This window comes from Flavobacterium sp. UBA7680 (genome assembly GCF_002482975.1).
In the GTDB taxonomy this organism is placed as follows: domain Bacteria; phylum Bacteroidota; class Bacteroidia; order Flavobacteriales; family Flavobacteriaceae; genus Flavobacterium.
Genome location: NZ_DLHA01000014.1, coordinates 36,357 through 51,120 on the forward strand (window position 1 = coordinate 36,357; position 14,764 = coordinate 51,120).

The 14,764-nt window shown below is 35.0% G+C and carries 22 protein-coding genes; 16 read left to right on the plus strand and 6 right to left on the minus strand.

From position 1 onward, the window contains the following. Positions 1 to 106: 106 nt before the first annotated feature. Positions 107 to 535, minus strand: coding sequence for a hypothetical protein (locus B3C18_RS02225; RefSeq protein ID WP_291141684.1), 429 nt, complete (start codon positions 533 to 535; stop codon positions 107 to 109). A 258-nt stretch (positions 536 to 793) separates the two neighbouring features. Here B3C18_RS02225 and B3C18_RS02230 point away from each other — a divergent pair, with 258 nt between their 5' ends. From B3C18_RS02230 to B3C18_RS02255, 6 genes are all read left to right on the plus strand, one after another. Continuing rightward, positions 794 to 1,321, plus strand: a complete 528-nt coding sequence (locus B3C18_RS02230) for a hypothetical protein (RefSeq protein ID WP_291141687.1) — start codon at positions 794 to 796, stop codon at positions 1,319 to 1,321. Between the two features lie 51 nt (positions 1,322 to 1,372). After that, complete coding sequence (locus B3C18_RS02235; protein ID WP_291141696.1) at positions 1,373 to 2,041, plus strand: BON domain-containing protein; 669 nt, start codon at positions 1,373 to 1,375, stop codon at positions 2,039 to 2,041. A gap of 215 nt (positions 2,042 to 2,256) precedes the next feature. Further along, positions 2,257 to 2,427, plus strand: a complete 171-nt coding sequence (locus tag B3C18_RS02240; RefSeq protein WP_157849131.1) for a hypothetical protein — start codon at positions 2,257 to 2,259, stop codon at positions 2,425 to 2,427. Positions 2,428 to 2,456: 29 nt separating this feature from the next. After that, on the plus strand, positions 2,457 to 2,936 hold the full coding sequence (locus B3C18_RS02245; RefSeq protein ID WP_291141703.1) for a hypothetical protein: 480 nt from the start codon (positions 2,457 to 2,459) through the stop codon (positions 2,934 to 2,936). A 67-nt stretch (positions 2,937 to 3,003) separates the two neighbouring features. Beyond that, a complete protein-coding gene (locus B3C18_RS02250) occupies positions 3,004 to 3,834 on the plus strand; it encodes a universal stress protein (RefSeq protein WP_291141706.1) in 831 nt (276 codons plus the stop codon). A gap of 203 nt (positions 3,835 to 4,037) precedes the next feature. Continuing rightward, positions 4,038 to 4,685, plus strand: a complete 648-nt coding sequence (locus tag B3C18_RS02255) for a hypothetical protein (protein ID WP_291141709.1) — start codon at positions 4,038 to 4,040, stop codon at positions 4,683 to 4,685. A gap of 74 nt (positions 4,686 to 4,759) precedes the next feature. Here the strand turns inward: B3C18_RS02255 and B3C18_RS02260 are convergent, their stop codons facing one another. The 3 genes from B3C18_RS02260 to B3C18_RS02270 are packed head-to-tail and all read right to left on the minus strand — an operon-like array spanning position 4,760 to position 6,866. Then, positions 4,760 to 5,488, minus strand: a complete 729-nt coding sequence (locus B3C18_RS02260; RefSeq protein ID WP_291141712.1) for a TIGR00730 family Rossman fold protein — start codon at positions 5,486 to 5,488, stop codon at positions 4,760 to 4,762. A 20-nt stretch (positions 5,489 to 5,508) separates the two neighbouring features. Then, on the minus strand, positions 5,509 to 6,180 hold the full coding sequence (locus tag B3C18_RS02265; RefSeq protein ID WP_291141715.1) for a BON domain-containing protein: 672 nt from the start codon (positions 6,178 to 6,180) through the stop codon (positions 5,509 to 5,511). Between the two features lie 26 nt (positions 6,181 to 6,206). After that, positions 6,207 to 6,866 (minus strand): BON domain-containing protein, encoded by a 660-nt coding sequence (locus B3C18_RS02270; protein ID WP_194655990.1) that lies wholly within the window; start codon positions 6,864 to 6,866, stop codon positions 6,207 to 6,209. 319 nt (positions 6,867 to 7,185) lie between these two features. On the opposite strand from B3C18_RS02270, the gene B3C18_RS02275 reads away from it, so the two are divergent. The 9 genes from B3C18_RS02275 (at position 7,186) to arsB (ending at position 13,224) form a co-directional block, all read left to right on the plus strand. Next, a complete protein-coding gene (locus B3C18_RS02275; RefSeq protein ID WP_291141723.1) occupies positions 7,186 to 7,620 on the plus strand; it encodes a thioredoxin family protein in 435 nt (144 codons plus the stop codon). Positions 7,621 to 7,660: 40 nt separating this feature from the next. Next, positions 7,661 to 8,554, plus strand: coding sequence for an FAD:protein FMN transferase (locus tag B3C18_RS02280; protein WP_291141726.1), 894 nt, complete (start codon positions 7,661 to 7,663; stop codon positions 8,552 to 8,554). Continuing rightward, positions 8,551 to 8,784: a DUF4266 domain-containing protein gene (locus B3C18_RS02285; RefSeq protein WP_072965097.1), complete on the plus strand. Its 234-nt coding sequence runs from the start codon at positions 8,551 to 8,553 to the stop codon at positions 8,782 to 8,784. Before B3C18_RS02280 ends, B3C18_RS02285 begins: the two co-directional genes overlap by 4 nt. A 17-nt stretch (positions 8,785 to 8,801) precedes the next feature. Beyond that, complete coding sequence (locus B3C18_RS02290; RefSeq protein ID WP_291141733.1) at positions 8,802 to 9,986, plus strand: DUF3570 domain-containing protein; 1,185 nt, start codon at positions 8,802 to 8,804, stop codon at positions 9,984 to 9,986. Positions 9,987 to 10,165: 179 nt separating this feature from the next. Further along, the gene (locus B3C18_RS02295) at positions 10,166 to 10,498 is read left to right on the plus strand and encodes an ArsR/SmtB family transcription factor (RefSeq protein ID WP_056199462.1); all 333 of its coding nucleotides are present in this window, start codon (positions 10,166 to 10,168) and stop codon (positions 10,496 to 10,498) included. Positions 10,499 to 10,508: 10 nt separating this feature from the next. Continuing rightward, positions 10,509 to 10,994, plus strand: coding sequence for a GNAT family N-acetyltransferase (locus B3C18_RS02300; protein WP_291141741.1), 486 nt, complete (start codon positions 10,509 to 10,511; stop codon positions 10,992 to 10,994). Between the two features lie 33 nt (positions 10,995 to 11,027). Beyond that, entirely contained in the window at positions 11,028 to 11,501 is a 474-nt protein-coding gene (locus B3C18_RS02305) for a DUF6428 family protein (RefSeq protein WP_291141744.1), read from the plus strand. A 42-nt stretch (positions 11,502 to 11,543) separates the two neighbouring features. Then, positions 11,544 to 12,158, plus strand: coding sequence for a low molecular weight phosphatase family protein (locus B3C18_RS02310; RefSeq protein ID WP_291141747.1), 615 nt, complete (start codon positions 11,544 to 11,546; stop codon positions 12,156 to 12,158). 1 nt (position 12,159) lies between these two features. Then, positions 12,160 to 13,224: an ACR3 family arsenite efflux transporter gene (gene arsB, locus B3C18_RS02315; protein WP_291141750.1), complete on the plus strand. Its 1,065-nt coding sequence runs from the start codon at positions 12,160 to 12,162 to the stop codon at positions 13,222 to 13,224. Positions 13,225 to 13,812: 588 nt separating this feature from the next. On the opposite strand, the gene B3C18_RS02320 is transcribed toward arsB, so the two are convergent. Further along, on the minus strand, positions 13,813 to 13,974 hold the full coding sequence (locus tag B3C18_RS02320; protein ID WP_291141753.1) for a hypothetical protein: 162 nt from the start codon (positions 13,972 to 13,974) through the stop codon (positions 13,813 to 13,815). Further along, complete coding sequence (locus B3C18_RS02325) at positions 13,971 to 14,372, minus strand: hypothetical protein (protein ID WP_291141756.1); 402 nt, start codon at positions 14,370 to 14,372, stop codon at positions 13,971 to 13,973. Before B3C18_RS02325 ends, B3C18_RS02320 begins: the two co-directional genes overlap by 4 nt. 144 nt (positions 14,373 to 14,516) lie before the next feature. Between B3C18_RS02325 and B3C18_RS02330 the strand changes: the two genes are divergently transcribed. Further along, on the plus strand, positions 14,517 to 14,764 hold a 248-nt coding region (locus tag B3C18_RS02330; protein ID WP_291141759.1), incomplete at its 3' end, for a transposase.

Genomic DNA, 14,764 nt, shown 5'->3' on the forward strand with positions numbered 1-14,764 from the left:
CTTGTACATAAATTAGCATCGCCGTATACTATCTTAAAGATACAAAATAAGTTTTGCTTTAAAGAGCGGCTTCAAGTATTGAAAAGTATAGCTTTTTTATTCCAGACTAACCGATGGAAAGATGTGCAGTCGTACTTTTAAGGCCTTTAAAACCAAACAATGTTCTTTTACAAATTGAGAAAATCTTCAATGTTTTGTTGATCATTTTACTTTCCTCAATAACGGCCATAGGCCTTAGTACAATATCAGTTATCTCTGAAAATTCATCTGATAGTAGTATAGACGCACGGGCGCTACTTTTGAATCTTTTAAATTTTAATCCTTTATGTCTGGCTGTATTAAAAAATGCAGTCATATAAGAACTTTCTACGGCGGCGAGAAATAGATGTTCTGCTGACCACGCATTTTCATCGAGATTTTTTAAACAGGAATAAGATGATACTTCTATATCATTATTAAAGATAACGGCACTTACTTTTGCAGTTCCATTTAGCTGACATTCCAAATCTACCTGATATTCCTGTGAAGTTTTCATAATAACTAAATTAGTTAGTTCTTCATTAGTAATAAATGATATCCAACATATCTTTTATCTGGCACTAAATTAAAAACTAAAAACAGAAGTGCTAAAAGTCATTATTACAAATGATTCAGATCATTTTTATTCTTTGTGCTTTAATGCAATTTTACATAGCAAAAGGAATTAACGGTAAATTTTAGATTTAAGAGTTGCACAAGCTTCTAATTTCTAAAAACCTAATAAAATCTTATACTAACCCAAAAAAAGATAGCCATGGAAAATCAACAATTATTCGTAGCAAATTATAAATCACTGCAGCAGGCAGAGGATGCAATCAAAAAATTAAAAAAAAGTGGATACGACATTACAAAACTTTCAATAATTGGTAAAGATTGCTATACGGAGCAAAATGTTCTTGGATACTTTAACATTTACGATAAAATGGAAAAATGGAGTACTACCGGACTATTTGCCATAGGGCTATGCGGGTTATTGTTTGGATTACTATTTATTTTCAACCTCACTGCCAATCTTCCCTACTTTAGAATACCCATTATATATGCCTGTGTCGCCGTACTTCTAGGAGCTACGTTGCCATTAATAGGTATGGGATTTTCAAAAGACAAAACCATAAAATATAAAACCGAAGTAAAAGCCCGTAAATATGTGCTGCTTGCTCAGGAAACAAATGCCAACATTGAAATTATGAGAACCACACTTAATACTCATATTCCTAAAGAAAATTCAATAGAAGAAAAAGAGAACCGCGCTCTATTAGAGAACGAAGCTTTTCACCTCTAACAAATAAAACACTATAAACTCAAATTAAGCAACTATCTAAATAAAAACGATATGAAAACTAATGAAGAATTGCAAAGAGATGTTCAAGACGCCATTAAATGGGAACCACAGCTGCATGCCGCAGAAATTGGTGTAACTGCAAAAGATGGTGTAGTAACCCTAATGGGAACTGTAGACGCCTATTACAAAAAAATTGAAGCTGAAAATGCCGCCAAAAATGTTGATGGCGTCAAAGCAGTTGTTGAAGAAATTGAAATCAAATATTCCAGCAATACCAAGTCTGATGAAGATATTGCCAACGATGTCTTAAAGGCTCTAACAGATAACTGGAATGTACCTCAGGAAAAGATTCAGATTAAAGTTGAAAAAGGCTGGGTTACGCTTGAGGGTCAGGTAACCTGGAATTATCAAAAAGAAGCCGCCAATAAATCCGTCGGCCATCTTACAGGTGTGAAAGGCGTAACCAACCGTATCAAAATAAAATCTGAAATACAGGATGAAATTGAGAAAAAAAATATTGTAAAAGCCTTAGAAAGCAATTGGACACTGCACTCTGAGAACATATTCATTAAAGTCGATGGTACAACCGTGACATTGACAGGAGCTGTTTCTTCACTTTTTCAAAAAGATCTTGCAGAAAAAATAGTTTGGAAAACCCCGGGAATCTGGTCCGTCAATAATCAGCTTGTTGTGGAACATAAGTATGCCATATCAGAATAACTTTAAAAGGGAGATGAAGTTCTCCCTTTTATCCCAGTTTTTTAAAATGCATAAAGAGGTTCATTTTGATAGTTTTTCCTAAAAAAATTATTTTTAAAATTAAAAATTATGAAAACAATAATAACCTTAATGACAATTACAGCAATCACTGCTGTAATTCTGATTAGTAACATAAGACAAAACCAAAAAAAAACTAACTCTTAAATAGCAATATCATGGAACCAAGCTGGATCATATTAACATTTATGAGCATCGTCATTTTAATTGTGATGATTTACATCTTTATACAAAACAATAAAGATCGCAAACAATATGAAAAAGATTTAAACACACCTTCAAATCTGTATGAAGAAGAATCTGAAGTAAATGACTTAGATAAATTTTAATTTTTTTATCCTATTAACAATATGAAAATATGAAAACTACAATACTGTATACTCTGTTTCTCATAGCTGCTACACTTACGCTAGTGAATCGTTATACTACATTATATATCAATAATTCAATACTTCATTTTATCATCCTTTTTATTGCAGCTTTAACTTTTGTACTTATAGCAAGCCAGTTATTTGGAAAATTAAAAAGATCAAGATCACAGTTACTGGCATTCATTATTGTTGGAGTTTTATGTTTTATTAAATCCTTCCTTACTTGGGGTGGTGACTGGAAAACACAAACAATTTTATACAAGAACGTGACGAATGATAATAAGAATATAGAGTTTCAAATGCGGGGGGATCGCTTTTCATTCGGATATAAAAAACGCGTTGTAAACAGGTTAAAATTATTTCCCGGATTTGACTGGACTACTGATATTGATACCGCGACAATCGATCACAAGCACTGGAAAAAAATGAATCTTTATGTTAATGAAATGAAGTTTGCTTCAAAATAATAATAAACCGAATTCGTCATTAATTAAAACAATTAGGGCTTCGTACCCGATCAAAAATCTAGAAAGCATGAAAAAAATACTTGTTACAACCGACTTATCTCATAGCTCCAAAGTAGCTGTACGTTTTGCTATTCAGCTGGCATCTCAAATAGGTTATGAACTTACATTTCTATATGTAAATACGTCATTTATTATTGATCCTTTTTCAGCTGTTACTTTTGTAGGTCTTCCGGAGCCAGATAACAAAAAACAGGAGCAAGCTCTTATAAAATTTGTACATACGCTCTACAGACAAACCAACAAACAGCCAGGTAAAACAACTTATATTGCGGAAAATAAACTTGATGTAAGCGAAGCCATTCTAAATTGTGCCAAAAGAATTAAAGCCGATTATATCTGTATGAGTACAAGAGGAGGTGGTCTTGTAAATAAGCTATTGGGAAGTCATACGACCAGAATCTTACATGACTCTCCGATCCCACTTCTGGTTGTTCCAAGATATTACAGAATAAAAAAAATAAGTACTATTTTATACCCGTCAGATTTAGAAAAAATAGAAACTGAACTGCCGTTGATTAAAAATTTTGCATCCTCGTTTGATGCTTCGATCGCTGTATACCATTATGATTATTTTACACAGGAAGAAGAAGTCCACAAAAAACTCAATAAAATAGAGCATAAATTTAAGTCTGACAAAGTATCTTTTCATTTCAAAAAGTTAGATCCGGAAGTATCTCTATTACGACACTTACAGATTGATATTATGACAATAAAACCATCTATCATAACCATGTTTGCCAAAGAAAACCGAAACTGGTTGGAGCAATTATTTCAACCGCTTAAAACTTCTGAAAAAGGTTTTAATACCAGAACCCCGATGCTGGTATTTAAAAAATAATAATTGGCAGGAAAATCAGATATACGATTTAATCTGCCAATATTTTATATCTTAAAAAACCCTGCTTTTTCGTAATAGCAGTAGTATCTTTAATGGTTCACTATCTTTGAGCATTACTTTTAAAAATCCTCTTCATTTTCAACCAAGATTGAAATCATAATCTTATGCTATAATAGAATTTGGGTAATCAAAAAACAATTACAATGAAAAGAAGTATATGGTTCATTATAGTATTATCTGTTTTTTTAGTTCAATGCTCTAGCTCAAGTATAATTAGTTCATGGCAGGCCTCGGAGAAGCTAAATGTAAAAACTGGTCGTATTGTCGTAGTTGGATTGATAAAAGAATCAGACCAATCGCTTCAGTGGCAAATGGAAAATCACCTTGCTGACGATCTGTGCAACCTTGGTTATGATGCCATTCCATCTATTGAACTTTATGGCATTGAAGCATTTAAAGGAAAAGATGAAAAAGAGATCATAAAACAATTACAGCAAGATGATATAGCTGCCGTTTTAACGATTGTATTGCTCAATAAACAAAAAGAAAAGTACTATGCTCCAAAAAGTATGTATGATTTGATAGACCCATATAATGATAATGACTTCTCTATTTACTATAACGCTATTTACACTAAAATCTACCAGGAAGGATATTATGTCAATGATACCTATTATTTTTGGGAAAGTAATCTATTTACAATGCCAGATCAAAAATTAGAATATTCCGTACAGACACAATCCTTTAATCCCTTAAACACCAATAGTCTTGCACATGCATATGGAAAACTAATTATACAGGATATGCTTAGCAATAATATAATTCATAATAGTCATAAACAGAAAGAATAGAATCATTCGGCTTAAAAAAGATTTCAAAAGACTAAAATTTTAAATTACAAATGTAAAATGAAAAGCTAAAAACCTTAAATCCATTGAATGGGCGTACGGTGAAATTTTGGTTTTAATCCATAATTTTTAATGCTATGCTCAATTATAAAAAGCCTTGCCTGTTCAATATCATCTGTAATCATGAATAATTTCGAATCAGCATCATTAATGGTTCCCTCACTTTTCATGAGATTAATATGCTCAATAAGCGCTTTATGGTATTGTGTATTGAAAATTATTATTGGAAAGTTTTTAATCTTGCCTGTCTGTATAAGTGTAAGCGCTTCAAAATATTCATCTAATGTTCCAAAACCTCCGGGCATAACTACAAAGGCAAAAGAATATTTTACCAAAAGTATTTTACGAATAAAAAAATGTTTTGTCTCTACCCATTTATCGAGATAAGAATTAGGTATTTGATCAACCGGCAGTTTAATATTACAACCAACAGTCTTCCCACCCACTTCTTTTGCTCCGCGATTAGCGGCTTCCATAAGACCTGGTCCTCCGCCTGTCATTATTGTAAAACCAAGTTTGGCAAATTCACCTGCAGCCCTTTTGGTAAATTCATAATAAACGTGATCTTCCTTAAAACGGGAAGATCCAAAAAAAGTGATACAAGGACCAATGTAATAGAGTTTACGAAAGGATTTTATCAGTTCCCATAAAATAATAATTATAAATTTCAGTTCAGCAAATCTCGACTGTGGCCCTTCTAAAAACTTAATTTCTGACTTATCACTTTGAGTTTCTTGCTCTGTCATAATTTCAATCGATTAATTATTTAACACAAATAAGGCTGTTCAAGGTTCACTTTTAAATGATTGATAACTTTGATTACTCCCGGCGTTTTATACGCAATCCTTTCAGCTTCTTCTTTTTGAAAAATTGACCCAACGATTCCAGATAATTGTACAGTTGCACCAGCAACCTCAACATCGATCTCATCTGTATCAAACGCCCAATGTCTTTGTAATGCCTTTTCTAGTAATTCTTTCTCTACCTGATCGTATACTTCTCTTTTAAGTTTAATGTTATTGGTAACTTCCCTTACTCCCTTCTGGTTTCTAATTAATTCCAGAGCGAGCTCTCTTTGAAAATTCCATGGTAAAATACCTTCTGCAGTTACACGGCCTTTTTCTACAATGATACCAACCGTATTTTGCGGAACGACCTGATTCTCTTTCAATTTTGTGACAATTTGAGTTGCAATTTCCTGATCAGTGGTATAGGAAGTTTTTTCAAGTATAACCTGAATTTCATCTACAATTGCTGCCACACCTTTAATTTTTTTTGCAGCATGCAGGGCTTCTGTTTTTTTAACAAGCATGTCAACATTTCCTGTTAAGGTAACTACACCTTCTTTTACAATAACTCCAATCTCGGCTGCATGCAGCAAAGGCTCGAATTTGAGCGCCTCTTGAATTTCTCTTTGCAAAATATCATTACTTTTCATATTTTTTTATTTAAGGTTTGCATAAATCAATCAAATTCGACTAAAAGCTCATTATCTACATACCATACACCAGGTGTATTCCATGCAATTCTTTCTGCTTCCTCTTTCTGAAATAGTGAACTCACAATACCACTGAGAGTAATAGTCTTATTATCGACTCTAACCCGTATATTATCAATATCAAGCAACCAGCTGCGACGAAGCGCTTTTTCAACGAACTCCTTTTCTAGTTCATTTTTTATTTCGGCCTCAATTTTTATTTTATCAATTACTCCCCTAACACCTTCTAAATAACGAATAGCATTCTCTGCTGCTTTTCTTTGAAAATTCCAGTGCAAAATCCCTTCAAGTGTTACCCATCCATTCTCTACTGTTACTTTGAGCAGATGGTCAGGAACGGCCCAGTTTTCACGCAATACCTTAACAACTGATGCAGCTATATCGGTATCACTTTTAATTGCTGAAAAATATAGATCAACTTTTACATCGTCGACAACTGCTTTTACACCAGCAATATTTTTAACAGTTTGCTCCGCCTCTTTTTTCTGCGTATAATTATCTACCGTACCTCCAAGGGTTACAATACCATCATTAACGCTAACATCTATGTCGTTAGAATTTAAAATAGGCTCCCATTTGATCGCTTCTTTTACTTCTTTAAGTAAAACATCATTATTTTTTTTCATGGCAAAAAAATTTAAAAATTATAGCTTTGAATGATAATAAACAAAGCATTATCCTTTTTTATAGTTAGGTAAAATTCAAAAAAGCAGATTGGAAAACAAATGATCCCCATCAATCTCAAAAGTGATGTAAATCATTATCCGTAATTAAGAGATTTAATACATTTATCCGAAGAAGTAAGACGATATTAAAATGAATTGAACACCTAAAAAAGAGTTATTTTCTCGTCCAGTAAAAAATTAATCTAATCTTAAGCAAATAAAAAAAATAAGATATACAACAATTCGTTATTTCGTAAAGACCTAAAAACAAGACTTTAAAATGAAACTAATTACCTTATTCCTTTTATTGACAGTAATTCCTATAAATTGGGAACCTGACTTTAATAATGCAAAAAAAATTGCAAAGGAAAAACACGAACTGATTCTGCTCAATTTTTCCGGATCAGATTGGTGTGGTCCATGTATTGTTCTTCGCAGGGATTATTTAGAGAGCCAGGTATTTACTGATATGGCGAACTCAAATTTAGTATTGGTAAATGCTGATTTTCCTAGAAAGAAGAAAAATATTGGTACACCGGAACAGGTAAAACGTAACGAAGATTTAGCCGAAATTTATAACAAAGAAGGAAGTTTCCCTCTTACTCTACTTTTGGATGGCGATGGAAAAGTAATCAAAACCTGGCACGGCAAACCTGAAACTACACCTGATGAGTGGACTGCCGAAATAAAAGCGATCTGTGATAGCAAAAAGTAACATACTGAAAAATCAAAAATATTCACAATCCCTAAAACTTATGGGGAACAATTTTACTATTACAGTTGTTGCCGCAAATGAGAAAGCGGGAAATGAAAATATTAATCTTGCCATTGACGAAATTAGAAGAATCGAAAAACTACTTACTACTTATAAGGATGACAGCCAGACAAATCTAATTAATAAAAATGCTGGAGTTAAAGCTGTAAAAGTAGATCAGGAAGTTTTTAATCTCATCGAAAGATGCATTGGAATTTCAAAAATAACTCAGGGAGCCTTTGACATATCTTATGGAAGTCTTGACAAAAGTCTTTGGAATTTTGACAAAACAATGACCAGTCTTCCTGATGCACTGACAGCAAAAAAAATGGTACATCTAATTGATTATAGAAACATTATTCTGGACAGAGAAAATGCTACTGTGTTTTTAAAAGAAAAAGGAATGCGGATTGGTTTTGGTGGTATTGGAAAAGGTTATGCCGCAGAAATGGCTAAACAAGTACTGCTTAAAAATAATGTTCATAGTGGTATTATAAATGCCAGTGGAGATCTTTGTGCTTGGGGACTACAGCCAAACGGGCAAAAATGGACCATTGGTGTTGCCAATCCTGACGCGCCAAATGCTGCTTTTTCTTATATGGAAATATCCAACAAGGCAGTTGCCACTTCTGGAAATTATGAAAAATTCGTAACCATCAACGGAAAAAAATATTCTCATACTATTGACCCTAAAACAGGACTGCCAATAACCGGAATAAAAAGTGTTACCATTATCGCTTCAAATGCTGAATTTGCTGATGCAATGGCCACTCCAATAGCTGTTATGGGAATTAAGGCAGGATTGTTTCTAATTGACCAGATTCCGGATCTATATTGTATTATTATCGACGACAACAATAAAATTTACACTTCAAAAAACATCAACCTGAAATGAAAAAGCCAAAACAAAAAGCGCTCGTATTATTCTGCAGTATTGCTTTTACAGGCATTCTACTCACCTCCTGTACTTCGGTAAAAGAATATCAAAAAGGAAAAATCAACGATTCTGAAATGGTACTTTCTAACAGGAAAATCGAAAAGACAGAACTCAGCTTTCAATCCTACCGTGAAGGAGCTTCCGGAGCAAATTCAGGAAAAAGCGGCGGCGGCTGCGGTTGTAACTAATTTTCATAAAATTAAAAATGAAAAGAATATTCATTACAGGATTTGCCTTACTGGCATTATTTCAGGTAAGAGCGCAAAATGTACCTACAGATTCCACAGCTTACAAAAGCAGAAAATTAAAATTGGAAGAGGTAAATCTGGTTTCCAGTTATTATAAACAAGACGGAAACAATTCTGCTGTTACAGGAGGAATTGGTTCTGAACATCTTACCGATATTGCCAATACCATAGATGTTAAACTGGTAAAATACGGAGAAACCGGAATTAAACATACTTTTGATATTGAAGCCGGTATTGACCACTATACCTCTGCCTCATCAGATATGATTGATTTGAGTGACAATTCATCTGCATCCTCTTCAGACAACCGCTTCTACCCTTCTCTAACTTATCTGAGAGAAAACGAAGAAAAAGGAAGAACACTGGGAATTGGCGTTTCATCATCGACCGAATTTGATTACCAGTCTTTTGGAGGAAACATTAGTTTTTCACAAAAAACAAAAGACAAAAACGGAGAATTTACAGCTAAGTTTCAAACCTTTATCGATCAGTTAAAACTAATTGAACCGGTTGAACTGCGTCCACCAGGCCAAGAAGGTTATGGCAGTGCCAACCGAAATACTTTTGCAGGAACTTTGAGTTACTCGCAGGTTATAAACAAAGACCTGCAGATAATGCTTGTAGGAGATGTTATCAGTCAAAATGGTTATTTGAGTCTTCCATTTCACAGAGTTTATTTTGAAGATGGTTCTGTTCATCAGGAAAAAATGCCGGATACCAGACTGAAAATTCCACTAGGAATCCGTGCCAGTTATTTCGTAGGGGACAATATAATTATCCGCGCTTACTACAGGTATTATACTGATGACTGGAGTTTAAAAGCTCATACCGCTGATCTTGAAATTCCGATAAAACTAACGCAGGCATTCTCACTGAGTCCGTTTTATAGATATTATACTCAAACCGGAACGAAGTATTTCAAACCATATGGTGAACATACCCCAGCCGATGAATACTACACCAGTAATTATGATTTGTCAAAGTTTGACAGTAGTTTCTTTGGAATGGGCATGAAGTTTACGCCGTTAAATGGAGTCTTTGGACTTAAACACTGGAATACTTTAGAACTTCGTTATGGTCATTATACTAGAACTACAAATATGACTTCGGATATTATTAGTATTAATATTAAGTATAAATAATTACTAATATTTACAAATAATTCCAACTGATACACCCCCTAAAGCTTTTTGATTTAGGGGGTTTTGATTTTATTATAAGGTTATAATTTATTGAAATATTTCTTAAAAAAATAAATATAACCGATATCATTTTGCTAATCAAATACATTATCGTAATATTGCAATATAAATATAAAACAATGGGAGCAACAAAAACAGATCACTTTACCGACAGCCAGAATGAACTGGCAGTTTTAGCCAAGGCACTAGGGCATCCTGCGCGTATTGCTATTATGGAATATTTATTAAAAGTAGATGCGTGCATCTGCGGAGATATTGTAAATGAACTTCCTCTTTCACAGCCTACGGTTTCACAGCATCTTAAAGAATTAAAAAATGCCGGCTTAATCAAAGGAAGTATTGAAGGAAATTCTATCTGCTACTGTATCAATGAACCTGGACTGCAAAAGATAAAAGGGTTCTTTGAGCATATATCAAATCATCTTGCTAAAAAGAGAAATGAATGCTGTTAATCTACAAGATATGGAAATTAGAAAACTTACAGCTGAAGACTGGCAGCAGGTAGAATTAATCTACCAAAAAGGGATAGATACCGGCAACGCTACTTTTCAAACCAGCGCTCCTTCATGGGAGTACTGGGACAATTCACATCTTAAATCCTGCAGAATTACTATGCAGGAAGATGGGAAAGTGATTGGATGGGCTGCCCTTACCCCTGTTTCTTCACGCTGCGTTTATGCAGGGGTTGCAGAAGTGAGCGTATACGTGGATCCTGCACACTGGGGAAAAGCAGTCGGGCTGACCCTTTTAAATGAACTTGTCAGACAGAGCGAAGCAGAAGGAATCTGGACGCTTCAGGCAGGGATTTTTCCTGAGAATACAGCAAGCCTCCGCATCCACGAAAAAGCGAGCTTCAGGATACTAGGCATAAGGGAGAAGATCGGAAAACAAAATGGTATTTGGAGAGATACTGCGCTTCTTGAAAGAAGAAGCTCCGTTATTAATTAATAAAAAATATAGTTTAACTAAATATAAAAAATTATGAAACTTTCAGAAATTAAAGAAGTGCTTAAAACAGTGGAAGCTGTAAATTTTGAACTGCCGGACGGCACATTTGTACCTGAATATTTTCATGTAACTGAAGTAGGTCTGGTTACCAAAAACTTCATCGACTGCGGAGGAACAGTTAGAAAAGAAACGGTTGTAAACTTTCAGCTTTGGGATGCCAACGACTACGAGCACAGGCTTAAACCTCAGAAACTGATCCACATCATTGAGCTTTCAGAAAAAGTATTGGGAATTAAAGACAGTGAAATTGAAGTGGAGTATCAGAACACTACTATCGGTAAATACGATTTGGATTTTAACGGCAAAAATTTCACTTTACTAAATAAGCAGACAGCCTGCCTTGCTCAGGAGCAGTGCGGTATTCCATCTGATAAGCCTGACGTAAAATTATCTCAGCTAAATACTGATAATGCTTCTTCATGCACCCCGGGGGCAGGATGCTGCTAATCATTAAACAGATAATTAATAAACCTTTACAGCCAAAAAACTATGTTATATCCACAAATTGAGAATACCGTTAAATCATTTGATTTTAAGCAGATCTCCGAAGATCGCAAAGCAGTCCTGCAGCCATTAATCGACTTCATTCAGACTAAAGTGCACAGTAAGCTGGAAACCAGGCTAAACCTGATCTGCACGCATAATTCAAGAAGAAGCCATCTCTCGCAGGTTTGGGCGCAGACTGCGGCTGCCTATTACAGCATCAAAAACGTTTCATGCTATTCAGGGGGAACAGAGGCTACTGCCCTTTTCCCGATGGCAGCGGAGACTTTGAAGGATTCAGGATTTAAGATTAAAACGCTTTCAGAGGGATCAAACCCGGTTTATTCCATAAAATATTCAGCTGATGAACTTCCTGTCATCGGTTTTTCCAAAACCTATGATGATGATTTCAATCCTGAAAGCGGATTCGCAGCAATAATGACCTGCTCGCAGGCTGACGGAGGATGCCCGTTTATAGCAGGCGCAGAGAAAAGAATCCCGATCACTTTTGATGATCCAAAAATTTCTGACGGAACGCCTCAGCAGAAGGAAACTTATCTGGAGCGAAGCCTGCAGATAGGAACTGAAATGTTTTACGTATTCTCACAAATAAAAAAATAAAATGTCAGCAAATAATTGTGCACCAGCCGTCGGACGCAAAAAGTTAAGCTTCCTTGACCGCTTCTTAACCCTTTGGATTTTCCTTGCTATGGCTATAGGCGTGGCAATAGGATACTTTATTCCTTCAAGCGGAGGTTTCATCAATTCATTCTCCAGCGGAACAACAAACATTCCATTGGCAATAGGACTTATCCTGATGATGTATCCGCCTCTGGCAAAAGTAAAATACGAGCAGATGGGTCAGGTTTTCAAAAACACTAAAGTCTTAGGTGCTTCTTTATTCCTGAACTGGATCGTAGGCCCTGTCTTAATGTTTTTATTGGCGCTCCTGTTTTTGAACGGATATCCTGAATACATGATTGGAGTGATCCTGATCGGTCTGGCACGCTGTATCGCAATGGTTGTGGTATGGAACGATCTGGCAGACGGAAACCGTGAGTATGCAGCAGGACTTATCGCACTTAACAGTATTTTTCAGGTGCTGCTTTATAGCGTATATGCATACATTTTTATAACCATTCTACCTCCCTATTTTGGATATGATGGCTTCGAAGTCAATATCAGCATTTCACAGATTGCCGAGAGCGTCGGTATCTATTTAGGAATTTCTTTTGCTCTTGGAATCATAAGCCGTTATGCTCTAATTGCAATTAAAGGAACCGAATGGTTTGAAACTAAATATGTACCATTTATTTCTCCTATTACCCTTATATCGTTGCTTTTTACCATCATAGTGATGTTCAGCCTTAAAGGGGAGCTTATTGTCCAGATTCCTATGGATGTTGTTCGTATCGCAGTTCCATTGGTAATATACTTTACCATCATGTTTATCATCAGCTTCTTTGTTGGAAAATATTTCGGTGCTGACTATTCAAAAGCAACTGCAATAGCTTTTACCGCCACAGGAAACAATTTCGAACTTGCCATTGCAGTGGCAATTGGTGTGTTTGGAATAAACAGCGGTCAGGCATTTGCAGGAGTTATCGGGCCATTGGTAGAAGTACCGGCGCTTATTGCACTGGTTAACGTTGCTTTCTGGTTGAAGAAGAAATACTTTGTAAAATAACCTAAGGACCAACATGCAATTAATTTAGAAAATTTGTAACTAATCTAATAAATATTTTAAGACCTTTTTTTACCATAAAAATTTAGTTTATATTTTTCTTCAATTCTTTTTAATGATACAGTTTTTTTCGATTATTTAATATAAACTATTTTTTTGCTTTTCAAACAATAACGAATTATGACACTCATTTTAAACTAGTTAAACGTTCAACGTTTTCAAAAACACTAAAAATTCCGTGGCAGAATCGTGGCGCAGTATTTTTGGAATGAATACCTTTTATGCCACAAAAAGTTAAGGCGGTTTTTCGGAAATATTTGAAAGTGGAAGTTTTGTGGCAGAATTTGGACTTGATACCTTTTCTGCCACAAAAAGTTAAGGCATTTTTTTAATATATTTCACCCGTCTAAGTTTTGTGGCAGAATCGTGGCACATCGGAATTTGGAAAAATGAAAAATCAGCTATATCAAAGCCTGACGAATTTAGGTTCGAAACTTTAGATACGAAAAAGAAAAAACACTAAGTTACTAAAGATAGAAAGATAAAACAGCCCTCATTTCTGAGAGCTGTCGATGCTTAGAGCTATACTTTTTATAAAGAACTGGCTTTTATCCTTACAATCTTGCCATCCTGCATAACAACTAGATCGCTGTTATATTTCTTTTTAAACTCAATTAATTTTTCAGAAACTTTATCCATTGCCTCTATAATCTTCTTCTGAGTCGGTGTCGTTGTTGATTTGTATTCTCTCATGATTGGTTCTTTGTGAGTTTATCGAACTTGATTTCATTTATAACTTCAATATCATTGCCTAAAGTTTTTTGTGCTATCAATTCAGCTTTTACAGCTGTATTGTCAAAAATCAATGCCTCATTAACTATAGGCAAATATATAGCAAACAAATTAGTTATTCCGTTTTTATATCTGCGTTTAATAACATCGGTTTCAATATTGTGTCCTCCTTCCTGAACCCTCGTCTTGACCCTTTCAATTGCCAGGTCAACACTATCGAGCCAAAAAAATAAAAGAACCACTTTATATCCTTTTTCCTGAGCCGAAATCACTTTCTCTTTATAGCTTTTTGTGGCCAAAGTCGTTTCAAAGGCGAAAACTTCATCATTTGCCAATAATTCATTGATTCTGTGGAGCATTATTCTTCCCGATTCAAAGTGGAGTTGATACCTTATTTGCGACTAAACGCTTAGGCAGTGTTTATCTGAGGCAGTAAAAAATGAGGATATATTGCCTAAAATTTCTGACTGGCAGCTAATTTTATTCCTGCTAATTTTAACAGCATGAAAAATACGAGGAGAACCTTTACTTTAGGCTTTAAGATTCTGGCCGCTTCCATGAGCATCCACTGCGGAAGAGTCTGTGACGTGGCAAGAGAACTCAATATCAGCACAAGTACCCTGCAGCACTGGAAGAAGCTCTATCAGGAAAGCAGATTTACCACAAAGAAGACCTCAGCTGAAATATACCATAAAAACGAGCTGCTGAAGCTGCGGAAACAGATAAAAGAATTAGAAATTGAAAGGGACAT